This is a genomic window from Mycolicibacter algericus DSM 45454 (assembly GCF_002086455.1).
Lineage (GTDB): Bacteria > Actinomycetota > Actinomycetes > Mycobacteriales > Mycobacteriaceae > Mycobacterium > Mycobacterium algericum.
In genome coordinates this window covers 17696-42693 of sequence record NZ_MVHC01000011.1, presented here as the reverse complement: position 1 = coordinate 42693, position 24998 = coordinate 17696, and the positions used below count along the sequence as shown (strand labels likewise).

Below are 24998 nucleotides of genomic sequence, written 5' to 3'. Positions count from 1 at the left end.
CGGGGCGGTAGCCGGGAACGGCGACAGCATCTGCTCGACGACGTCGTCAGAAACTTCGCCGTGTCCCAGCGGCAGTGGTGACCAAGGCGACAGCCCGGACGCCCAGGAAGACGCCCGCGGAGGCGCCCGTGATGGTGGATCTCTCGTGTACGTGAGTCCGTCAGCGTCTACCAGCACGAGCTCAGGCTGGACCCCCGCCCCCGTCGTTTTCTATGACGAGACTGAGTTTGTGTCGCCTACGTAAGCGCGATGGAGGACGTGGGATCGAACGGCCTGGAGCGGGACCGCAGCAACCGTGCCGTCCACGGCGCGGCGGCCCGCGGGGTCGAGCATCAAGGCCGGCGCATGCGTTCGAGCTGCGCTTTCCCGGCTGAAAGCAGTGACACCGTCGAACATGCATCCTGATTGCCGAAAAGAATCATTACCGCAGCTAAGTGAATGGCGAGCTTAGTTTCATGGCGCCGCCTGTCAAGCTGTGGCGTCAGAAAGCCTTTAGTGGGCTGTGCGTCTCGCGCTGTTCGGCTCGACGGAGCTGCAGAGATTTAGTCCACCTAACGTGTACTAAATTGTCGAACACGTCAATTAATTGGGATTGAGGTTGAGGCGGTGTTCAGCATCCGGGGCCGGCCGCCTGAGGCGGCAACGGACAGTGGGGCAGGCGAGTGTCGAAGTGCTAAAAAGCCGTTGACCTGCAGCATCAGCTCGCCAGAAGGTGCATCTGACACCCAGCGGGCAAGGGATCTTTTTCTGAGAATTAGGAAAGTTTCTAAGAAAGTTTGGCCGGCACGACAGTGCGGATTCAGGCCTATAAGGCCATGTTAACGCCCATTACCGGCGGGTAACTCGCGCCATTCCGGCTTTGTGCACCGGGGTTGACGCGACGAGAATTAGCGTTAACGTAGCCCCACACAGCGTTTGTTGTGCCGCCGCTATGTGCAAGCTAAGGGGAATCAGGTCATGTCTCGTCAACGTCAAAGTGTGTCCAAAGGTCGTCGTCGTAGCCGGGTGGTTGGTGCCGGCAGCGCCGTCGGTGCGTTCCTCGCGTTCGGGATGGCCCCGACCGCGGTCGCGCCGGCGCACGCCGACTTCGACGACGTGCTCATCGACCTGCTCGGTCAGGATCTGGGCGACGCCGTCGCCGGCTTGGGCGCCAACCTCGGGGATCAGGGCGCCTGGGAGGTGGTGTTGGACCCGACCAGTTGGTCGGCCTTCTTCGACGGCCTCGGCAGTCAGAGCACCTGGGACGCGGTGCTGGCCGATCTCGACCTGAACGCTGCCGGCTCGGCCGTGGCCGATCTGCCCGGTTCGGCCGCCGCCTTCAACTGGGGCGACATCAACTGGTTGATGCCGTTCGGCAACGGCCAGGACGGCACTGAAGCCCACCCGGATGGCTACGCCGGTGGGTGGATCTGGGGCAATGGTGGCGACGGTTGGACAGCTGACGGCACTGGTGACAGCGACGACGGTGGCGATGGTGGCCAGGCCGGCCTGTTCGGCGGCGACGGCGGTAACGGCGGCAACGGCTTCGAAGCAGGTGACGGCGGTGACGGCGGTGCCGCCGGACCGTTCTCCTGGTTCAGCTCCGGTGGTGACGGTGGCAATGGCGGTGACGCCGGAGGTAACGGTGGCAATGGCGGTGACGCCGCTACGTGGGGCTTCTTCAGCACCGCGGGCAACGGTGGTGACGGTGGCGCTGGTGCTATCGGTGCGGCTGGAGTCGCGGGCAGCACCCCCGGCGCGGACGGCACCAACGGTGGTACCGGTGGCAAGGGCGGCAACGGTGGTGCCGGTGGTAAGGGCTCGACGTTCTTCGGCGCCGGTGGTAAGGGCGGCGCGGCCGGTATCGGTGGCACCGGCGGCGAAGGTGGCGACGGCGCGGCCGGCACCGCCGGTGACGCGGACGACCCGGACGGCACGGCCGCTGGTGACGGTGGCGAAGGTGGTGCCGGTGGTGCCGCTGGTACCGCCGGTGTGGGCGGCGCGGGCGGTTGGTTCGCCAGCAACGGTGCTAGCGGTGCGACCGCTGTTCAGGGCGTCGGCGGTAACGGTGGTGAAGGCGGTGTTGGTGGTGCCGGTTATGACGCCGCCTCCGACGAGGACGCTTTGCCGGGCACCGATGGTGGCAATGGTGGTGCCGGCGGTGCTGGTGGTGCTGGCGGTGAGGGCTCCACGGACGGGACGCATGGCGTTGGCGGTATCGGTGGTGCCGGTGGTAGCGGCAGTGACGGCGCCAACGGCGACGTGGGCAAGGCGGGCACGGCGACCAGCACGACCGGTGGTGCCGGTGGCAATGGTGGCGATGGCGGCGACGCGGGCAAGGGTGGCGCCGGTGGTGACTCCGGTGGCGGCAACCACGCCGCCGACGGCGCCAACGGCAGTGCCGGTAAGGGCGGCAACGGTGGTACCGGTGGGCAGGGTTACGACGCCGCGACAGACCCCGATGCGGTGGCCGGTGCCCACGGTGGCGACGGCGGTGTCGGCGGCAACGCTGGCAAGGGCGGCCTAGAGGTTGACGGCAGCCATGCGGCTGCTGGTGCGGCCGGCGTCGGCGGTAACGGTGGTGACGGCGCGACCGGTGCTGCCGGTGACGTTGGCGCGCTGTTGTCCCCCAACGGCTCGGCCGGCGGTACCGGCGGTAACGGCGGCAACGGCGGCCAAGGCGGCCTCGAGGCCGATGGCACCACGCACGCCCAGCAGGGTGACGGCGGTAACGGTGGCACCGGTGGTGTCGGTGGCAACGCGTACAAGGACGTTAACGGCGACTTCGTCGGCAACGGTAAGAGCCCCGCACATGCCGACGCGTTCGGTGTGGGTGGTTCCGGTGGCACCGGTGGTAACGGTGGGACCGGCTTCCACGCCGGCACCGGTGGTGACGGTGGCGTCGGTGGCAAGGGCGTCTACGGCGGCACCGGCGGTAACGGCGGTACCGGTGGTGCGGTCGGCGGCGACCACGTCGGTGGTAACGGTGGTACCGGTGGTGCCGGTGGCGAGGGCTCCGGCCACGGCGGCTACGGCGGCCAGGGTGGCGCCGGCGCCAACGCGACGGGAACTGACACCGCCGGTAACGGTGGCGACGGTGGCGCCGGAGGTGACACCACCGGCGAGGGCAACACCGGTCCATACGGCACGCTGGCCGGTGGCCATGGCGGTAACGGTGGCGTCGGCGGTAGCTCCGAGGACGGCCGGGCCGGCGCCGGTGGTGACGGCGGCGACGGTGGGACCGGCGCGCCGGCTGACACCACCGACCTAATTGGCCTCGCCACCACTTTGACCACTGGTGGGTCGGGCGGCACCGGCGGTGACGGTGGGGCAACCGTCGACGGCACTGCCGGTGACGGTGGCACCGGTGGTGATGGTGGCGCCGGTAGCTTCACTGGCGGTCATGGTGGTGCGGGCGGTAACGGTGGCGCGGTGGCTACCGATGGTGAAGGCACTGCCGGCAACGGCGGCAATGGTGGTTCCGGTGCCGACGGTGGCGCCATCGGTGACGGCGCGACCGGCGGTAACGGCGGCGCCGGCGGTGCGGGCGCGGCTGCTGACGGTACGACCGCAGGCCAGGGCGGCGGTGGTGGTGGTGGCGGCGGCGGCGCCGGCATCATCGGCCTCAATGGCGGCACCGTCACCGACAACATCGCAACCGGTGGTGACGGCAGCGCCGGTGCTGCCGGTAGCACCAGTGGAGTCGGCAGCAACGGCTCCACCGGTGGCTCTGCAGGCATCGTGGCCCTTGGCCCCAACAGCAGCATCGCCCACAGCAGCGCAACCGGTGGTAGCGCCGGTGCCGGTGACGCAAACGGCGGCATCGGCGGTGACGGTGGCGCTGCGGGGATCGTGGCGCTCAACGGTGGTTCCGTCGGTTACGCGGACGCTGTCGGCAACACCGGCGGCAGCGGCACCAACGGCGGAACCGGCGGAATCGGTGGCGCGGGCAACATCGTTGCCGACAACGGCACGGTCACCGGTGACACCGACACGGGCACCAACAGCAGTGCTACCGGCGGTGTCGGTGGTGCCGGTATCGACGGTGGCCAGGGCGGTGCTGGTGGCTCCGGTGAGCTGACCGCCCAAGGGGGTGTCTCCTATGGTCAGGCCACCGGCGGCGGAGGTGCTACGGGCACCGGCGAGGACAGCCTCGGCGGCGCTGGCGGGGTGGGCTCCATCCAGGGCCTCAGTGGCGGCATCGCCCACGGCGTCGCTACCGGTGGTGACGGCGGGCAGGCCACCAACGCGGGTATCGGCGGCGGCGGAGGCAACGGCACCGTTGGCGCCACAGGAGTCGGGTCTAATGCCTTCGGAACCGGTCAGGGCGGCAACGGCGGTGCCGGCGACGGCGACATCGGCACCGGCGTCGGTGCGGTCGGAGGCACCGGCGCGGTGACAGTCATTAACGGCGGCATTGTGTCGGACAGCACCGCTACCGGGGGCAGCAGCGTCGGCGACCAGGCCGGCGGCGGGGCGACCGTGACGGCCAGCAATGGCGGGTCGATCACCGGCAGCTCCGCGACCGGCACCGACGCCAGCGACTCCGCGATCGGCGGCACGGCCAGCGTCACCGCGACCGACAACGGCAGCAGGGTGATCAACAGCCACGCGACCGGTGGTGCGGCGGGATCCGGGATCAACGACGACGAGGCAGGCGCCAACGGAACCGGGGGTGCCGGCGGCTACGGTGTGATCACGGCGGCCCAGGGTGGCACCGTCACCGACGCCACAGCCACCGGCGGTAACGGTGGTCACGGCACGAATGGTGGCGTCGCTGGTGCCGGAGGCGGCTCCGAGGTGACCGCAGGTATGGAAGTCGGCACCGGCGGTACTACGACCGGCGACGGTTTCGGTGGTAACGGCGGCGACGCCGACGGAAGTGGCAGCACCGGCGGCAACGGTGGTAATGGCAACCTTCAGTCCGGCTACGGAAAGTACAACCTCGGCGGTAATGACGGGTCGGTCGACGGGACCGCACACGGCGGTGACGGCGGCGACGGCCACGACGGTGGCCACGGCGGCGTCGGCGGCACCGGGAGTGTGATTGCTGGCGGAACCGGGGCCAAGGCCACCGGCGAGGCCTATGGCGGCAACGGTGGCAACGGCTACGACGGTGGCACCGGTGGCCGCGGCTACAGCGGCCAGGTGGGCGCTCTGAACGAGGGAGCCATCGCCGATGGCATCGCCAAGGCCGGTACCGCCGGTGACGGCACCGGCTTGACCACCTCCGGCGACAGTGTTGTCGGCGGTCAAGGTGGCTATGCCTATATGCAGGCCCTCGGTAAGGACTCCGAGATCTCCGGCAGCACCGTCACAGGTGGCCGCGGCGCGGATGGTCTTGATGGCGTCAACGGCAAGGTGGCTTCTGACACCGTTATGACGGCTCGGGGCGAGGGCGACACCATCATCAACAGCCACGCCACCGGCGGTGACAGCCTCGGTAACGCGCAGGGACCCGGCGCGGGAATCAGGGTCGACGGCGGTCACGTCATCGACAGCACCGTGACGGCGGGCCAGACCTCTGACACGGCCCTAGGCGGCTCGGGTCGCATCGATGTCACCGGTGGCGGTACCGTCACCGACACCCACGTCACAGGTGGTGACGGCGGTGCAGGCACCGGTAGGGGAGGTGGCGCCACCCTCACCGTCAAGGACGGCAGTGAGGTCTCCGGCACCACGGTGGACGGCGGCAATGGCAGCGACACGGCGAACGGCGGTTCGGCGAGCGTCACGGCAACCGGAACCGGCAGCGACGGAACGACCGGCAGCACAGTGACCGACAGTCACGCGAAGGGCGGCAACGCCGGCTTCGGTGACGACAATGGCGGCAAGGGCGGCGCCGGCGGAGCAGCCAATGTGACTGCGACGAACGGCAGCTCGGTGCACGATGCGACGGCCGAGGGTGGCGAAGGCGGAAGCGGCAACGACGGCGGCACCGGTGGTGCGGGCGGTGGGGCCGACGTCAAGGCAACCGGAGTCGACAGCGAGGCCACCGGCACCGCGACCGGCGGCACCGGCGGCACCGGTGACGCGGGCAAGGGTGGCCTTGGTGGGCTGGCGCAGGTTCTGGCGCTCGGGAACAACTCCACGGCCAGTGGTGAAGCTACCGGCGGTATCGGCGGTGACGGCATCGACGGCGGTACCGGTGGCAAGGGCGGCCTGGGCGATGTCATCGCCTTCAACGACGGCGGCGAGGCGTCGGGCACCAGCTTCGGTGGTGACGGCGGTGCCGGCCATGATGGCGGCATCGGCGGCATCGGCGGCCAGGGCCACATCTCGGTCGACACTGCCGGTACGGCCGGCGGGTCGGCCAGCGGTGAGACGCACGCGGGTAGTGGTGGCGATGGGTACGGCGCCAAGGGCGGCCAGGGTGGCATGGCCTGGGTGCAGAGCTACAACGCCCAAACTGCCACCGGGACCACTACCGGTGGTGAGGGTGGCGACGGTGGCGCCAACGGCGCCGACGGCAGCAAGGGCGGCGTCGGTGGCGCCGGCGGCATGGGCCTTGTCCAGAACGCCGCCAACGGCACCGCTACTGGCGGCAACGGTGGCAACGGCGGCACCGGCGGTACCGACAACGCGGTCGGTGGCAAGGGTGGCGACGGCGGCTTGGGCAGCATCAAGCACGGCGACGGGCTCACTGCCAAGGGCGGCAACGGCGGCAACGGCGGCAACGGCGGGACGCGCGTCAGCGGAACTCTCAACGGCGCTGGCGGGGCCGGTGGCGCCGGCGGCGCATCGGAAAATGCTGCCGAGGGCGGTACTGGCGGCAACGGCGGGAACGGCGGCAACGGCGGGACCGACGGATCGAAAGGCGCGGCCGGAGACCCCGGAACGCCTGTCTCGTAGCCAATCCGCTCCACCAACGCCTCGGCCCGGTCACATGACCGGGCCGAGGTGTTTTCAGTTCCAACGAGGCGCCCTTCGGGCGATATGGGAGAACGATTCACGACGGCACACTGGCCGTCACTGAGCTAGCACGAGCTTCCTGATGAACTGGTGCCCTCTGCTCGGCGCCCAGCCGCAGCGGTCCCTGAGGTCAGGTCCTCCCGTGAATGCTCCGGTACGACCGGCTTGTCGTGCCCGCCGGACAGCATCACCAAGATGGGCGACAGCAACTGAGGCTGTGGTGTCGCGATCAGCAACCCGGCGGGCAGCGGTCACAAGGTTTCCGCAGCTGCGGGGCGATAAACGGGGACGACCACGCGCCTCGCGCCGGTCTTGGCGGCAACGCCGGCTAACCCAACCCGGCAGTCACGTCGGCTTAATCCGAAGAGGACAGTTACTGAGAAACATTCATCATCTCATTAATTGATGTCGATCTCCCGCGGCCCTCGGCAGGCCTCAAAACCGCTGTTCGCGGCCTGATCAGGGGTCGGACGTCCGTGTCAGTGAACAACAGTTGACTGGCTCAGAATAGATGTTAACCTTTCTTTCTGAAGATCTTGCTATGCCGTCAATATGTATAGTTAAGGGGATGCCGCCATGGCCCGTCATCGTCAAAGTGGTTCCAAGGGGCGTCGCAGCAGCCGGGTGTTCGGCGCCGGGACGGCGATTGGAGCCTTCCTCGCCTTCGGCATGTCCCCGCTGGGAGTGCAGCCAGCGCACGCGGACTTCGACGACGTGCTCATCGACTTGTTCGGCGAGGGCCTGGGCGATGCCCTGACTACCCTGAGCGCCGACTGGGCTGATCAGGACGCTTGGCAGTTGGTGTTGGACCCGGTCAGTTGGTCGCCATTCTTCGACAATGTGGGTGACCCGGCCGTCTGGGATGTGATCCTGTCTGATCTGGATCTGAGCGGTGTCGGGGCGGCCAGTTTCGACCTGCCCGGTTCTGCGGCGTTCAGCTGGAACGAGATCAACTGGTGGATGCCGTTTGGCAACGGCGCCGATGGCACCGCGGAGAACCCAGACGGCGCGGCCGGCGGGTGGATCTTCGGCACCGGTGGTGCCGGTTGGGACGCCGACGGCACGGACGGCCTGATCGACGGTGGTGCCGGCGGTCAGGGTGGCCTGTTCGGTGGCGACGGTGGTGCCGGTGGGGACGGCTACCTCGGCGGTGATGGCGGTGCCGGTGGTGCTGCCGGCCTGTTCTCCTGGTTCAGCCACGGTGGCGCCGGTGGTGACGGCGGCGACGCGGTTACCGCCGGTGGCGCCGGTGGCACCGGTGGCATCGGTGGTGACGCCGCCCTGTGGGGTCTGTTCAGCACCGCCGGCGCCGGCGGCCAAGGCGGTGATGGTGTGGCCGGTGCCGCCGGTTTGGCCGGCATCCTGGCCCCGGATGGCAATGGCGGCGCCGGTGAGAACGGTGGCGCCGGTGGTAACGGTGGTGCCGGCGGCAGGGGTTCGTACCTGTTCGGCGCCGGCGGTAAGGGCGGCGCGGGCGGTAACGGCGGCGCCGGTGGTGCCGGTGGCGACGGCGAGGACGGCCTTAACGGCACCGGCGACGGTGCCGATGGAACCGACGCCGGTAACGGCGGCCAGGGCGGCAACGGCGGCGCTGCCGGTAAGGCGGGCGCCGGCGGCGCGGGCGGCTGGTTCATGGGTAGCGGCACCGCGGGCACCGCAGGTGCTCAGGGCGCCGGCGGGGTCGGCGGCGACGGCGGTGAAGGTGGTGACGGCAGCGACGGCGCGGACGGCGCCGACGGCACCGCCGACCACGTCGACGGCGCGGCGGGTCACGCCGGTGGGCAGGGCGGCAATGCCGGTCAGGCCGGCGCCGGCGGCCACGGCGCCGGCGGTCAGGCCGACAGCGGTACGGCCGGTACGGCCGGCAAGGGCGGCAGCGGTGGTACCGGCGGCAAGGGTTATGACGCGGCCTCCGACGATGATGCCGCCGCGGGTACCGCGGGCGGCAATGGCGGCGCCGGTGGCGACGCGGGCCTGGGTGGCTTGGAGGCTGATGGCACGACGCATGCGGCCGCGGGTGCGGCCGGCGTCGGCGGTGCCGGTGGTGACGGCAAGGACGGTGCTGCCGGGGAAGCGGGCACCGCAGTCGACCCCGACGGCACGGCCGGCACCAGCGGTGGCGCCGGCGGTAACGGCGGTCTGGGTGGCCTGGAGGCCAACGGGTCCCGGGCGGCCACGGGCGTCGGCGGTGACGGTGGCGCCGGCGGCAAGGGCGGCGCCGGCTATGACGCGGTCGCCGAGGGCGCGGCGGCAGGAGTCTCGGGTGGCAACGGTGGTGTCGGTGGCGATGGTGGTGTCGGTGGCACCGGATCGACCGCCGGTACCCATGGTGCTGGTGGTGTCGGCGGCAAGGGTGGTAGCGGCACTGATGGTGCCCACGGTGGTGGCGGTTCTCAGGGTGATGCCGCCAACCCTGATGGTGGGGCCGGTCAGGCCGGCGGCAACGGCGGTAACGCCGGTGTCGGTGGTTCGGGTGGTTCTTCGGGTAACGGAGTTTTCGCTGACAGCGGCGCCAGTGGCATCGCGGGCAAGGGCGGCAACGGCGGCGAAGGCGGCGATGGCTATGACGCCGCCGCTGATGCTTTGGCGCTTGCGGGTACGGCGGGCGGCAACGGTGGTGTCGGTGGGGATGCCGGCATCGGTGGTGTGGAGGCTGATGGCAGTCGGGCTGCGGCAGGGACGGCGGGTGTCGGCGGTAACGGTGGCGACGGTAAGGACGGCGCCGACGGTGTCCACGGCACGCAAGCTAACCCCGATGGTGGGGCCGGTCAGGCCGGTGGTGCCGGCGGTAACGGTGGCTTGGGCGGTCTGGAAGCCGACAACACCCGTGCGGCCGCTGGTGATGGCGGTGACGGTGGCGCCGGCGGTAAGGGTGGCGCCGGATATGACGGGTTGGCCGGAGTCGACCCCGGCGAGGCTGGCGAGCACGGCGGCAACGGTGGTGCTGGTGGCGCCGGTGGTGTCGGCGGCACGGGCGCCAATGCGGGTAGCCACGGCGCTGGTGGCGAAGGCGGTAACGGTGGCTCGGGTGGTGCCGGCGCTGCGGGTGCCGACGGTGTTGCCGGCACCGCGGCTCACGTGGATGGCACGGCGGGTCAGGCCGGCGGTGCCGGCGGTAACGCCGGTAAGGGTGGTGTCGGTGGCGACAACGGTGACGGCACCACCGCCGCGGCTGGCACCGACGGCTCGGCCGGTGTCGGTGGCAAGGGTGGTGCCGGTGGTCAGGGCTTCGACGGTGTAGACGGCTCCAACAGTGGCGTTGGGCGCATCGACGGCACCAACGGCGGCGCCGGCGGCGCCGGTGGCGATGGTGGCCTGGGCGGCCTGGAGACCGATGGCACCCGCGCGCTTCAGGGCGATGGTGGTGCCGGTGGCGCCGGCGGTAAGGGCGGCAACGGCGGCAACGGTGTCACCGGAGCTACCGCGGGCGCTGCCGGCACCAACGGTGGTGTCGGTGGCGACGGCGGTGTCGGTGGCGTCGGCGGCCAGGGCGCCAACGAGGGCGCAGACGGTTTCGGTGGTGTCGGTGGCAATGGCGGTAACGGTGGCGCCGGTGCGGCAGGCGCTGCCGGTGTTGACGGCACCGCCTCGCATGTGGATGGCACCGCCGGCGGCCACGGTGGCGCCGGTGGTAACGCCGGCAAGGCCGGTACCGGTGGCGCCAACGGCGATGGCCTCGGGAAAGCTGCCGACGGAACCGACGGCTCGGCCGGTGTCGGTGGTGCCGGTGGCCAGGGCGGCAAGGGCTTCCAGGGCGCCGACTCCACCACCGCGGGTGTGGCCGGCGGCAACGGTGGTGCCGGTGGTGCCGGTGGTGACGGTGGCCAGGGCGGCCTAGAGGTCGACAACACGCGTGCTGCTGATGGTGCGGGCGGCAATGGTGGTGCTGGTGGTTCTGGTGGTGACGGTTAAGACGGCCAGGACGGTGTCGACGCGGTCGAAGGCGCTGGTGTCGGTGCGGCTGGTGGTGCTGGTGAGTCGGGCACTAATGGTGGTAACGGTGGTGCCGGCGGTGCCGGTGGTTCGGGTTCGACGCAGGGCCAGCAGGGTGCTGGTGGAGCGGGTGGTAACGGTGGCTCCGGTGGTGACGGTGGTGACGGTGCTGATGGTGCTGAGGGCACACAAAGCCATGTCGATGGTTATGACGGTGGTGCTGGTGGTGCCGGTGGTAACGCCGGTAAGGGTGGTGTCGGTGGCCTCGGTGCGGGCGGCCAGGCTGCCAGCGGTGATGACGGCGCGGCTGGTGTCGGTGGTGACGGTGGTGTCGGTGGCGACGGCTTCGAAGGTGCCGACTCCACCACCGCGGGTGTGGCCGGCGGCAACGGCGGCAACGGTGGTACCGGTGGTGACGGCGGCCAGGGCGGCCTGGAGGCCGACAACACGCGTGCCGATGATGGTGTGGGCGGCAATGGTGGTGCCGGTGGTTCCGGTGGTGACGGTTACGACGGCCAGGACGGTGTCGACGCGGTCGAAGGCGCTGGTGTCGGTGCGGCTGGTGGTGCTGGTGAGTCGGGCACTAATGGTGGTAACGGTGGTGCCGGCGGTGCCGGTGGTTCGGGTTCGACGCAGGGCCAGCAGGGTGCTGGTGGAGCGGGTGGTAACGGTGGCTCCGGTGGCGCTGGTGGTGACGGTGCTGATGGTGCTGAGGGCACACAAAGCCATGTCGATGGTTATGACGGTGGTGCTGGTGGTGCCGGTGGTAACGCCGGTAAGGGTGGTGTCGGTGGCCTCGGTGCGGGCGGCCAGGCTGCCAGCGGTGATGACGGCGCGGCTGGTGTCGGTGGTGACGGTGGTGTCGGTGGCGACGGCTTCGAAGGTGCCGACTCCACCACCGCGGGTGTGGCCGGCGGCAACGGCGGCAACGGTGGTACCGGTGGTGACGGCGGCCAGGGCGGCCTGGAGGCCGACAACACGCGTGCCACCGATGGCGTCGGTGGTAACGGTGGCACCGGTGGTGCCGGTGGTGCGGGCTATGAGGGTCAGTCGGGCACCAACGCTGCCGAAGGTGCCGGTGACGGTGCTGTTGGTGGTGCTGGTGAGTCGGGCACCAATGGTGGTAACGGTGGTTCCGGTGGTGCCGGTGGCTCGGGTTCGACGGCTGGTGAGCAGGGCCTGGGCGGTGTCGGTGGTGCTGGTGGTTCCGGTGGCGCCGGTGGTCGGGGTGCTGATGGTGCTGATGGCACCGACACCCACCTCGACGGCTATGCCGGTGGCGCTGGTGGTGTCGGTGGTGATGCCGGCAAGGGCGGTGCCGGTGGTCTCGGCAAGGGCGGCGCGGCTGCCAGTGGTGATGACGGCACGGCCGGTATCGGTGGCGACGGTGGTGTCGGTGGCGACGGCTTCGAAGGTGCTGCCGGTGCGTTGGGTGTCGACGGCGGTAACGGCGGCAACGGCGGTACCGGTGGTGACGGCGGTAAGGGCGGTCTAGAGGTCGACAACACGCGTGCCACCGATGGCGTCGGTGGTAATGGTGGCACCGGTGGTGCCGGTGGTGCGGGCTATGAGGGTCAGTCGGGCACCGACGCGGTCGAAGGTGCTGGTGACGGTGCTGTTGGTGGTGCTGGTGAGTCGGGCACCAATGGTGGTAACGGTGGTTCCGGTGGTGCTGGCGGCTCGGGTTCCACGGCTGGTGAGCTGGGCCTGGGCGGTGTCGGTGGTGCTGGTGGTTCCGGTGGCGCCGGTGGTCGGGGTGCTGATGGTGCTGATGGCACCGACACCCACCTCGACGGCTATGCCGGTGGCGCTGGTGGTGTCGGTGGTGATGCCGGCAAGGGCGGTGCCGGTGGTCTCGGCAAGGGCGGCGCGGCTGCCAGTGGTGATGACGGCACGGCCGGTATCGGTGGCGACGGTGGTGTCGGTGGCGACGGCTTCGAAGGTGCTGCCGGTGCGTTGGGTGTCGACGGCGGTAACGGCGGCAACGGCGGTACCGGTGGTGACGGCGGTAAGGGCGGTCTAGAGGTCGACAACACGCGTGCCACCGATGGCGTCGGTGGTAATGGTGGCACCGGTGGTGCCGGTGGTGCGGGCTATGAGGGTCAGTCGGGCACCGACGCGGTCGAAGGTGCTGGTGACGGTGCTGTTGGTGGTGCTGGTGAGTCGGGCACCAATGGTGGTAACGGTGGTTCCGGTGGTGCTGGCGGCTCGGGTTCCACGGCTGGTGAGCTGGGCCTGGGCGGTGTCGGTGGTGCTGGTGGTTCCGGTGGTGCTGGTGGTCGGGGTGCTGATGGTGCTGATGGCACCGACACCCACCTCGATGGCTATGCCGGTGGCGCTGGTGGTGCCGGTGGTGATGCCGGCAAGGGCGGTGCCGGTGGGCTCGGTAAGGGCGGTACGGCTGACAGTGGTGATGACGGCACCGCCGGTATCGGTGGCGACGGCGGCCACGGTGGAACCGGCCACATCGGTGAGGCCGGTTCGTTGGGTGTCGACGGCGGTACCGGTGGTGACGGTGGCACCGGTGGTGATGGCGGTAAGGGCGGCCTAGAGATCGATGGGACCACGCGTGCCACCGATGGCGACGGTGGTGACGGTGGCACCGGTGGTGCCGGTGGTGCCGGCTACAACGGCCAAAACGGTGTCAATCCCGGCGATGCCGGTGAAGACGGCAGCGCTGGTGGCACCGGCGGCACCGGTGGTAACGGTGGTAGCAGCGGCACCGGCACCGGTGGTAACGCCGGTGATGGTGGCGCTGGTGGCGCGGCCGGCAATGGTGGCGACGGCGCGAATGGCGATGCCATCAACACAGAAGGCGGCAAGGGCGGCGACGGCGGCAACGTCGGTACCGGCGGCGAGGCCGGCCAGGTCGGCACCGGCGCGACCGCGGGTCAAACAGGTACGGATGGTGCCACGCCGACCACCGGCGGCAACGGCGGCAAGGGCGGCGACGGCTACAACGCAGCCACCGATCCAGGTGCTGTGCCGGGGACCGCGGGCGGTCACGGTGGCGCCGGTGGTAAGGGTGGCGACCACGGTAACGGCGGGGCCGGCGGCCACGGTGGTGACGGCGCCACCGGTCTGGCCGGCGATGCCGGTACCGACAGCAACACCGACGGCACTGAGGGTGGCGTAGGCGGCACCGGTGGTAACGGTGGTGCCGGTGGTGCCGGTGGCTCGATTGCAGGTGCCGGTGGCCACGGCGGTAATGCCGGTAGCGGTGGCACAGGCGGCGACGGTGGTCACGGCTACACCGCCCCGGCTGGCAGTGGTGAATCCGGCAGTGACGGCGGTAACGCTGGTGCCGGCGGCCTGGGAGGCAACGGTGGCGCGGGCGGCGCCAGCGCCAACGGCAACGCCGGTGATGGCGGCAACGCTGGCAACGGCGGCAGCGCGGGCACGGCCGGTGATGGCGGTGACGGCGCCGGTGGCGGCGGCACGAACACCGGTGGTGACGGCGGTGACGGTGGTAACGGCGCCGAAGGCGGTGCGGCCGGCAACGTCGGTCTGGCTGGCGCGGGTGCAGGTGGCAGTGATGGCGACGACGGCACTGCGGGCACCGGTAGCGGCGGCGGTAACGGCGGTCAAGGCGGCGACGGCGAGGGCTTCTACCTGGTCGGTCCTATCCCGGTCGGCCAGGCCGGCGGCAATGGTGGAGATGGCGGTACTGCCAGCTCGGTCGGTGATGGCGGCCGCGGCGGTGATGGCGGTGCGGGTGCTGCCTTTGAACCTGCTGTTGGTGGTGCGGGCGGCAATGGTGGCCGTGGTGGTGACGCCACCACCGGTAACGGTGGTGCCGGTGGTAACGGTGGTGAGGGTGCTGGTGGTTCGGACTCCCAGGCTCTTTTCCCCGCTGGTCCCGGTGGTCTCGGCGGCAATGGTGGTGCCGGCGGTGATGTGTCCGTGGAGGGCACCGGCGGTGCTGGTGGTGTTGGCGGTGCTGGTGGTGACGGCGGCGATGGGTCGGCGGTTGCGGCCGGTAACGCCGGTATCGAGGGTGCTCAAGCTGGTGATGGCGGCCATGGTGGCGCCGGCGGTCAGGGCGCGGGAACCGGCCACGGTGGTGCCGGCGGCCAAGGTGGTGCCGCCGGTAATGGTGGTCACGGTTCGGCCGGCGTGTCGGATGCCGACGGTGTCGGCCAGGACGGTGGCGACGGTGGTCGCGGTGGCAACGGCGGCTTGGGTGGTGGCGGCGGTGACGCGCTCGGCTCCGGTGATGGTGGTGCCGGCGGTGCCGGTGGTGCCGGCGGTAACGCTGGAAACGGCGGTGCGGGTTCGGATTCGACCGCGGCCGACGGTGATGGCGGCAAGGGTGGCAACGGTTCGTCGGGCGGAAACGGTGCCGGCGGTGGCGCCGGTGGCACCGCGTTCGGGACGGGCACCGGTGGCGCAGGTGGCGCCGGCGGCCACGCGGGGCAGAGCGGTTCCGGTGGCAACGGTGGTGACGGCACCGGAACCGGCGACGGTGGTCTCGGCGGCAACGCCGGTGGTACGAACAACCTCGGCGGCGGATCGGGCGGTGCCGGTGGTGATTCAGTCGATGGTGACGGTGGTGTCGGCGGTGCCGGTGGCAATGGCGGTGCCGCGGGTGCGGTGGCCGGCAACGGTGGGGATGCGACCGGTACCGGTAATGGCGGCCACGGTGGCTGGGGCGGCGTAGGCGGCTGGGGTGGTGTCGGCGGTGCCGGCGGTGATGCGTTGGGTGCCACGGGCAATGGTGGTGCCGGCGGTAGCGGCGGTGATGGTGGCAACACCACCGCCGTTGGCGGCAACGGCGGCAACGGCGGCCTGAGCGGCAACGGCGGCCAGGGCGGCGTCGGCGGCTGGGGCGGCGTGGGCCGCGAAGGCGGCGCCGGTGGCAGCGCGGCCGGCTCGGGCAACGGTGGTCAAGGCGGTGACGGTGGTGACGGCGGCACGAACAGTGACGGCGGCCAGGGCGGCAACGGTGGCGATGCGCTGCCGGGTCAGGCCGCGGGTAACGGCGGCGCCGGCGGGCAGGGCTCCGGTGGTGAGCCCGTCACGTGGGCGCCGGGGGGCTACCAGTACGGCCAAGGTGGTGACGGCGGCGCCGGCGGTAGCTCGGCCACCGGCACCGACGGTGTCAGCGGCGATGGTGGCCAGGGCGCTACCGGCAGCAACGGCGGTAACGGCGGTAACGGCGGTACGGGCTGGACCGCCCCGGCCGGCAGCGGCCAGTCCGGCACTGATGGCGGTAACGCCGGTGCCGGTGGCGCCGGTGGTGACGGCGCTGTGGGCGGTGCCAGCGCCACCGGTACCGCGGGCGACGGCGGTGACGCCGGTAACGGTGGTAACGCCGGTACCGCGGGCGACGGTGGTGACGGTGCCGGCGGCGGCGGCGGTGACGTCGCGGGCGATGGCGGTAACGGCGGTAACGGCGCCGAGGGCGGTGCGGCTGGTGCCGTTGGCCTGGCCGGTACGGGTACCGGTGGCAGCGACGGCAACGCCGGCAGCGCGGGCACGTCCAGTGACGGCGGTACCGGCGGCCAGGGTGGTGACGGCGACGGCATTGGCAGCGGCGCGCTGATCGCCCAGTCCGGTGGCACCGGTGGTACCGGCGGCACCGGTGGCGCGGCGGCCGATGGCGGTGCGGCCGGCAACGGCGGTGACGGCGGAGCCGGCGGTAAGGGCGCCAGCATCGGCACCGGCGCGATCGGTGGGTCCGGCGGATCCGGCGGCGGCGGCGCCGTGAGCGATGCCACCGGCCCGGGCTTCGGCGGTGCCGGCGGTGGCGGGGGCGGTGGCGCCTATGTGGGCGGCACCAACGGCGGTACCGCCACCGGAACCGCAACCGGCGCCGACGGCGGCAACGGTGGCGCGGGAACCACCACCGCGGCCGGCGGTCACGGTGGAACTGGCGGCGCTGCGACGATCCACGCCGACGGTGCGGGCAGCAGCATCACCGACGGCACGGTCAACGGTGGCGCCGCCGGCGACGGCGGTCTCAACGGTGTCGTCGGCCACGACGGTGCCGACAACGCGATGACTGCCAGCGACGGCGGCACCATCGCCAACACCACGGTCCAAAGCGGTCAAGACAGCGACACCGCCTCTGGTGGCGGTGCCTCGCTGGCGGTCACCAACGGTGGCAGTGTCGCCGACAGCACCGTGACCGGCGGCAACGCCGGTGACGGTTTCGACGGCGGCGCGGCGACGGCCATTGTCGACGGGACCGGCAGCGCGATCATCAGGACCACGGTTACCGGCGGCGACGGCGGTGCAGGTGGTGTTGGGGGCGCAGCGAGCGTGTCAGCGACCGCCGGCGGGTTGGTCTCCGACAGCGATGCCACTGGCGGTAACGCCAGCGACACCGCCGCCGGCGGTGACGCGATCATGTACGCCGACGGCACCGGCAGCTCGGTGACCGACAGCTCTGCCACCGGCGGTAATGCCGGTGCGGGTGATGCTGATGGTGGTACCGGCGGTGTCGGTGGTAGCGCAACGGTCGAGGCCAACTCGGGTGGCCAGGTTGACAACGCCATTGTCAGCGGTGGTGCCGGTGGTGCCGGCGACACCGGTGGCACGGGTGGTGCCGGCGGCGTCGGCTATGCGAGCGCAGAGCAGGGCGGCGTCGTTCATGACGCGACGGTCACCGGGGCTAGTGGCGGTACCGGTAGCGATGGCGGCGTTGGCGGTAAGGGTGGTGCCGGGTTGGTCTATGCCGGGCAGGAAGGCTTCGGGACCGGCGGCGACGCGTCCGGCACGGCGATCGGTGGGGTCGGTGGCAATGCCACAGGTGCCGACAGTGTCGGCGGTGCCGGTGGTTCGGGCGGTATCCAGGCGGCCTGGAGTGACGGACAACCCGGTGGTTTGGGCGGAAACGGCGGTACCGCCTCCGGTCATGCGACCGGCGGTGCCGGCGGTAACGCGACCGGCGGTGGTACTGGCGGGCTGGGCCGTGGCGGTTCCATCCTGGCTGGCGGTGCTGGTGCTGAAGCGCAGGGCATTGCGGTCGGTGGTTCCGGTGGCGATGGCCTCAATGGCGGTACCGGCGGCAACGGTCAGGGTGGTCAGGTCTCGGCGCTGGCCGATGGTGCCACTGCCACCGGCAACCAGGCCTATGGCGGCAATGCCGGCACCGGTGACGGTGTGGGCAGCAAGGGTGGTGACGGCGCGATCGGCTGGGTCCGGGCGTTGGGTGAGAACTCCACGGTTACCGGTAGCACGTCGATTGGTGGTGATGGCGGTACCGGCAGTGATGGTCTGACTGGTGGTGATGGTCACCAGGCTTACGTGCAGACCAATTCGGCCAACAGCACCATTGAGGACAGTTCCTCGACCGGTGGCCGGGGTGGTGACAGTGCTGATGGTGTCAACGGCACCCGGGGTGGCCGGGCCACGATCTTCGCGGGCGCCGACGGCGGCAACCCCGGCAGCGGTGGTGACTACATCAGTGGCAGCCACGCCGTCGGCGGTAACTCCGGCGCCGGGAATGCGGGCGGTTGGGGCACTATCAGTGCCACCAACGGCGGCGAGGTCATCGACACGACTGTCCACGGTGGTGATGGCAGTGGGGGTGCCGCTACGGGCGGTACTGCCAGCGTCGTCGCCGATGGTGGTGTGGTGGAGAACAGCACGCTCACCGGTGGTGACGGTGGCGCCGCCGGAACCGACACTGGTGCCGGAGGCAAGGGTGGTACCGCTAGCATCACGGTCGGAGCAGGCAGCACTGTCTCTGACGCCGAGGTCACCGGTGGTGCCGGTGGTAGCGGTGGTGAGGACCTCGCCGGTGGTGGTGCGGGCGGTGCGGGCGGCAACGCTGCCATCACGGCCCTTAACGGTGGTAGCGCGAGCGGTACGGCAGAGGGCGGTAAGGGCGGCGACGGCGGTGTCGGTACCGGTGGTGCTGGCGGCAAGGCGACCGTTTCGGCCGACGGAAGCGGCAGTAAGGCCAGTGGTTCTGCAGCCGGCGGGCAGGGTGGCAGCGGTGCTCTCGGTAACGGCAAGGCCGGCAGTGAGGGCACACTGACCGCCACCGACGGTGGTGTGATCACCGACAGCAGCGCCACCGCGGGCGACAGCGTCAACGGTGTGGCCGGTGGTGCGGCCAGTGTCAGCGCTGACGGCACCGGCAGTTCGGTGACTGACAGTTCTGCGACCGGTGGTAAGGCCGGCGCTGGTGATGCCAATGGTGGCACGGGTGGTGCTGGTGGTGCTGCCAGTGTCTGGGCGCAGGAGGGTGGCGCGGTCACTGATGGTCATGCCATTGGTGGTGCTGGTAACAGCGGCAGCACCGGTGGTAGTGGTGGTGCTGGTGGTGCGGCTCGTGTTGCGGCGGGTGGCGCTGACACCACTGCTGAGGGCACGGCCCAGGGCGGTGACGGTGGTGTTGGTGAGCTCGGCGGTAAGGCGGGTGCTGGTGGTGATGCCTTCGTTGATGCCGGTGTCACCAATGAGGGTGTGATCGTCGGTAACGGTGAGCACACCTCTGGTAACGCCACTGGTGGTGACGGTGGTGCTGCGGATGGCTCCGGTGCGACCGGCGGTAACGGTGGTGTGGCGATCGTGCGGGCTTCTGATGGCTCGATCGGTGTCGCCGGTGACTCGAGTCTGGCTCAGGCCGCCGGCGGTGACGGTGGTGCGGGTCAGAACGGCGGTCAGGGTGGTGCCGGTGGTGCCGGTTACACCTTTGTCACCAACGGTGGCACGGTGACCGACGACAACGGGGCGGCCACTATTGCCCAGGGCGGCCAAGGTGGTGCTGGTGTCGATGGCGGCAAGGGTGGTAGCGGCAGCTTCGCGCAGGTGACTGCGGGCCAGGACGGGACTGCCTACGGTCAGTCCACGGCTGGTAATGGTGGTGTGGGTACCGGCGCGGGCAGCACGGGTGGTAACGGTGGCAGCGCCAACGTCGAAGGGGCCTGGAATGGTTCCGGTGGTACTGCGCACGGTGTTGCCACCGGTGGTCACGGCGGCAACGGTGGTGATGCGACCGGTGCGGGTACGGGCGGCAAGGGTGGTGGCGGCAGTGTGGTCGCCCGCGGCGATGGCGCCGAGGCCAGTGGTGCTGGCCACGGCGGCAACGGTGGCAACGGCTACGACGGCGGCACGGGCGGCAACGGCTTCAGCGGCCAGGTCGCGGCGTTGAACGACCATGCCACGGCGAATGGCATCGCGACTGCCGGTACCGGTGGTGACGCCACCGGTGCGGGGGCTGTGGGTGGTCAGGGTGGTTACACCTACATCCAGGCCAATGGGGAAGGTTCGACCATCTTGGGTAGCACCGCTACCGGTGGTGACGGTGGTGCTGGGGTTCCTGGGGCTAACGGCAGGGTGGCCTCGGACACGGTGATCAACGCCCAGGGTGCCAACGACTCCATCACCAACAGTCACGTCACCGGAGGTAACAGTGCCGGTACCCAGCAGGGGCCTGGGGCGCGGATCACCACCGATGGTGGTCATGTCGCTGACAGCTCGGTGACCGCTGGGCAGAGCACCGACACCACGCTGGGTGGTTCGGGCAGCCTGACCGTGACCGGCGGCGGCAATGTCGCTGATGCTCACCTCACCGGTGGTAACGCCGGTACGGGCACCGGCAAGGGTGGTGGTGCCACCGTCACGGTTACTGGCGGTACTGTCAACGGTCTTGATGTTGATGGTGGCCACGGTGGTGTCAACGGGGCCGGCGGCAGCGCCACCGCGACCGTCGGGACGGACAGCTCCGTGGCTACCAGCTCGGTCACCGGTGGTGACGGCGGTGCCGGCGGTGCCGGTGGTGCGGCCTCCCTGATCGCCACCGACGGCTCCCACATCGAGGACACCCACGTGACCGGTGGTGAAGGCTCCGACACCGCTGTTGGTGGTGCGGCCAGTGTCATGGCGGGCGGGACACTGCCGTCGCTGGCGGACAACGGCACGGCTGACCGGTTGGGTGGCGACGTCACCAATGTGACCGTGACGGGCGGTGCCGCTGGTGTTGGCGATGGCAATGGCGGTGTTGGTGGTGCTGGTGGTGCCGCGCAGGTGGTGGCTCAGCTGGATGGCACGGTCTCCGACGCTGAGGCGGCCGGTGGTGTCGGTGGTAACGGTGCTGACGGCGGCCAGGGTGGTGCCGGTGGTACAGCCGAGCTGTGGACCCTCTACCAGGACAACACGCACACGGCCCATTTGGGTGGCGACGTGACTGGTAAGGCCACCGGTGGTGACGGTGGTAACGGCACCGGTGACAACAGCCTTGGTGGTGCGGGTGGTTCGTCGCGGATTGCTACGGGGTCTTACTACCAAGACGGTGGTTCGGCTGGTGGTACCGCGACTGGCGGTAACGGCGGTGACGCCACCTCTGATGGGAGCAATGGTGGGACCGGTGGTGCCGGTGCTGGTGCGCGGATTTACGGTGCCGGTATCGGGGCTGTGGTTGATCCGACCAGCGTGGTGACCGGCGGTAACGGTGGTGACGGACTCGATGGTGGTGTCGGCGGTGGGTTTGTCTTCCACGCGCAGGTCGCCGCGTTCGGTGAGGGCGCCCAGGCTGGTGGTACAGCCATCAACGGTAACGGTGGCGACGGCATCGGGGTGGGTAGCACCGGTGGTATCGGTGGTGACGCGCAGATCCGTGCCGACATGCAGGGCGGCGGCGGTGGCAGTGTCACCGGTGTGACCCAGGGCGGTAACGGCGGTCAGGGCAGCGACGGTCTTGCTGGTGGTGCCGGTGGTACCGGTCGGATCAGTTCCGGCGGCTACGGCGGCACCATCGACAACGGGTCTGCGACCGGCGGTAACGGCGGTGACAGTGCCAACGGTCTTAACGGCGGCGCCGGCGGTGAGGGCCGGATCGGGCACACCAGCAACGGCCCTGATGTGAACGACACCGGCATGCACGTCACCGACAGCAGCGCGGTCGGCGGCAACGGTGCCGCTGGTCACGCAGGTGGAAGCGGCGTCGTGCAGGCCACCAACGGCGGTGCCATCAGCGACAGCACCGCGACCGGTCAGCACAGTACCGACACGGCCACCGGTGGTTCGGCCAGCGTCACTGCTGACGGCGCAAACAGCTCTGTCACCGACAGCTCTGCCACTGGTGGTAAGGCCGGCGCGGGAGACGCCAACGGCGGCACCGGTGGTGCCGGTGGTAATGCCGATGTCACGGCGACCTATGGCGGCGCCGTCGATCACGGCACGGCGATCGCCGGTGGCGGTGGCCAGGGCATCAACGGTGGCACCGGTGGTGCTGGCGGTGACGGCAGTGTCCAGGCGGCCGGTGCGAACAGCTCGGTCACCGATGGCACCGCCACCGGTGGTACCGGTGGTAAGGGCGAAGACGGCGGTACCGGCGGTGCTGGTGCGTGGGCCAGTGTGACGGCGGGTATCGACCAGAACAACGACAACCTGCCCAATAACACGGTGTCCGGCAGCGATGCCACCGGTGGCACCGGCGGTGACGGTATCGGCTTGGACAGCACCGGTGGTGCTGGCGGTTTCGCCGCCGTCCAGGGCGGAAACGGCAACGAGGTTGTCGACAGCACCGCTACCGGCGGGGCCGGTGGTGAAGGCACCCTCGGCGGCAACGGCGGCGCGGGCGGTGGAGGCCAGATCCTCTCGTTGAGTCAGGGCGTCGTGACCGACGGCATCGCGAAGGGTGGTGCCGGAGGTGCGGGCACCGACGGCGCCACCGGTGGTGCCGGTGGTGTGGGCCAGGTTGTGGGCTGGGCGCCGGACGGCAACGGGAGCGGCGAGGCGACCGGTGGTGCTGGTGGGGCCGGTAACGGCGGCGACGGTGGCGCCGGTGGTGTCGCTTCGATCTACGGCTACGCCAGCACCGTAAATGGTGTGGCGGTCGGTGGTAGCGGCGGCGACGGCGGCCTCAACGATGCCCTGGGCGGCGTCGGTGGCCAGGGTGGTGCGGGTGCTCGTGCCGACATCCGGGCTGATGGGGGCGGCGACGTCAGTGGGACCGCAAAGGCTGGTTCCGGCGGTGACGGCGGCGACGCCGTCGACGGCATCGACGGCGCCGCCGGTGGCGACGGTGGCCGGGCTTACCTCGGCGGTGCGATGGCCAGCGGTCAGTTGGTCACGCACGGCAGCGCCGGCACCATTACCGGTGAGGTGACCGGCGGCGACGGTGGCGAGGGCGGTGCGGGCGCGCCGTCGGCGGTCGGCGGTGCGGGCGGTACGGCCAGCATCGAGGCCTTCTCCAAGACCAGCTCGGCCGACGCCACCGCAACAGGCGGCGAGGGTGGTGCCGGCGGCGAGGCCGGCGGCGGCAACGCCGGCGGTGCGGGTGGTGCCGGCGGCAATGCCAACATCACCGCCGACACTGGTGGCTCGATCACCAGCACCGACACCGGTAGCAGCGCAACCGGTGGTGCCGGTGGTGCCGGCGGAGCCGGCTCGGCCACCGGCGCCGGAGGGACGGGCGGTGCTGGTGGCACGGCGACGATGTCGGCCTCCGACGACGGTTCCATCAACGACGGCCAGGTTGTCGGGGGTGACGGTATTAACGGCGGGCCCAACGGCTTCGACGGTGGTGCCGGCGCCGATAACTCGCTGATCGTCAGTGGTTCCGGGAGCGGTGTCACCGACACGATCATCACCAGCGGTCAGAACACGGCCAATTTCGCCGGCGGCGCGGCTACGGCCAACGTGAGCGACGGCGGCATCATCACCGGCAGCACGATCACCGGCGGCAATGCCAGCGAGACTGCTGCCGGCGGTTCGGCGAGCCTGACTGCCAGTGGGGCGGGCAGCACCATCTCTGGTAGTTCGGCGACCGGCGGTAACGCCGGGGAGGGTGACGACAACGGCGGCGTCGGGGGCACCGGAGGCGATGCCACCGTCACCGCGACGAATGGCAGCACGATTACCGATGCCCATGCCATCGGTGGTGAGGGCGGTACCGGAACCGACGGCGGCGCCGGCGGCGTCGGCGGGCAGAGCGTTGTCCAGGCAACCGGATCGACCAGTACCGCCACTGGCACCGCGACCGCGGGCAAGGGCGGCGCCGGTGATGGCATCGACAGCATCGGTGGCGACGGCGGGAAAGCCTGGCTCGGTGCTCTTTCGGCAGGCAGCCATGTGGCGGGCACCGCCACCGCCGGAAACGGCGGCGAAGGCCTGGCCGGCGGTGAAGGCGGCGACGGCGGCCAAGGAATCCTGCTGACCCACTCCCTCGCTGCGGGCAGCACGGCCGGTGACGGAGGGACCGAAGCCATCGGCGGCGTGGGTGGCACCGGCACCGGCGACGGCAGTGTCGGCGGCAAGGGCGGCGACGGCAATATCGGCACGTACGGCAACGGCGACGGCACCGTCACCGGCACCGCCAAGGGTGGCAACGGCGGTGACGCCAGCAACGGCGGCCAGGGTGGTAGCGGCGGCCAGGGGCACCTTTCGACCGAGGTCCCGGGCTCCACGGCATCGGGCACCGGAATCGGCGGCAACGGCGGCGCCGGCGATGGCGGCAAGGGCGGCGCCGGCGGCATGGGCTGGGTCCAAGCCGGCGGCAGTGGTAGTGGCTCCGGCGGAACCGCCAGCGGCATCGGGATCGGCGGCAACGGCGGTAACAGCGGCGATGGCGTTGACGGAACCGGCGGTGCCGGTGGTGACGGCGGTCAGGGCCTCGTCCAGGGCTACGACGGCACCACTTCCGACGGCAGCGCCACCGGTGGTAACGGTGGCAATGGCGGTGCCGGCGGCGTCGACGGCGCGGTCGGCGGCAAGGGTGGCGATGGTGGGCTGGGCAGCATCAAGCACGGTGATGGGCTCAGTGGCACCGGTGGTAACGGTGGTGTCGGCGGTGGCGGCGGCACCTACGTCGACGCGACCAACACTGGCGCCGGTGGCGCCGGTGGTGCCGGCGGCGCCTCGGCCAACGCCCCCGCCGGCGGTACGGCCGGCAACGGTGGGAACGGCGGTGACGGCCAGGCCGACGGAACGCCCGGCGAGGCCGGCACCCCCGGTACGGACGCCCCGTAGCGAATCCGCACCACAACCCACCGCGGCCCGGTCTTTCGACCGGGCCGCGGTGGCGTTTGGGCCCATCGCTGCTCCGAATGGGCTCGTCTCCGCCTCGATGAAGATATGTTTATGCTGAGAATTTCTCGATTGCTGTGCACCGGTCTTCGTCGCCGCTTTGGGGTGGCGAGGCGCGGCGTCGCGAAGATTTTGGCGGAAACATAGCAGCTCAACATAGGTACTTAGTGGAACCAAGTAATCCGTGTTCG

Annotated in this window: 4 protein-coding genes; 3 read left to right on the top strand and 1 reads right to left on the bottom strand. The window is 70.6% G+C overall.

Annotation, left to right across the window (positions count from 1 at the left end):
- Nucleotides 1-978: 978 nt before the first annotated feature.
- The gene (locus tag BST10_RS23310) at nucleotides 979-6831 is read left to right on the top strand and encodes a beta strand repeat-containing protein (RefSeq protein ID WP_163762386.1); all 5853 of its coding nucleotides are present in this window, start codon (nucleotides 979-981) and stop codon (nucleotides 6829-6831) included.
- A 636-nt stretch (nucleotides 6832-7467) separates the two neighbouring features.
- On the top strand, nucleotides 7468-10803 hold the full coding sequence (locus tag BST10_RS24175; RefSeq protein WP_207567905.1) for a PE family protein: 3336 nt from the start codon (nucleotides 7468-7470) through the stop codon (nucleotides 10801-10803).
- Here BST10_RS24175 and BST10_RS23300 read toward each other — a convergent pair.
- Nucleotides 10726-11022 (bottom strand): hypothetical protein, encoded by a 297-nt coding sequence (locus BST10_RS23300; RefSeq protein ID WP_165757198.1) that lies wholly within the window; start codon nucleotides 11020-11022, stop codon nucleotides 10726-10728. The genes BST10_RS24175 and BST10_RS23300 overlap by 78 nt on opposite strands.
- 177 nt (nucleotides 11023-11199) lie before the next feature.
- Here BST10_RS23300 and BST10_RS23295 point away from each other — a divergent pair, with 177 nt between their 5' ends.
- On the top strand, nucleotides 11200-24750 hold the full coding sequence (locus BST10_RS23295; protein WP_165757197.1) for a hypothetical protein: 13551 nt from the start codon (nucleotides 11200-11202) through the stop codon (nucleotides 24748-24750).
- Nucleotides 24751-24998 lie beyond the last annotated feature (248 nt).

Bases quoted from the DNA above. Each gene is read 5' to 3' on its own strand.
- BST10_RS24175 (WP_207567905.1), top strand. From the start codon at position 7,468: ATGGCCCGTCATCGTCAAAGTGGTTCCAAGGGGCGTCGCAGCAGCCGG.
- BST10_RS23300 (WP_165757198.1), bottom strand. From the start codon at position 11,022: ATGGCTTTGTGTGCCCTCAGCACCATCAGCACCGTCACCACCGTCACC.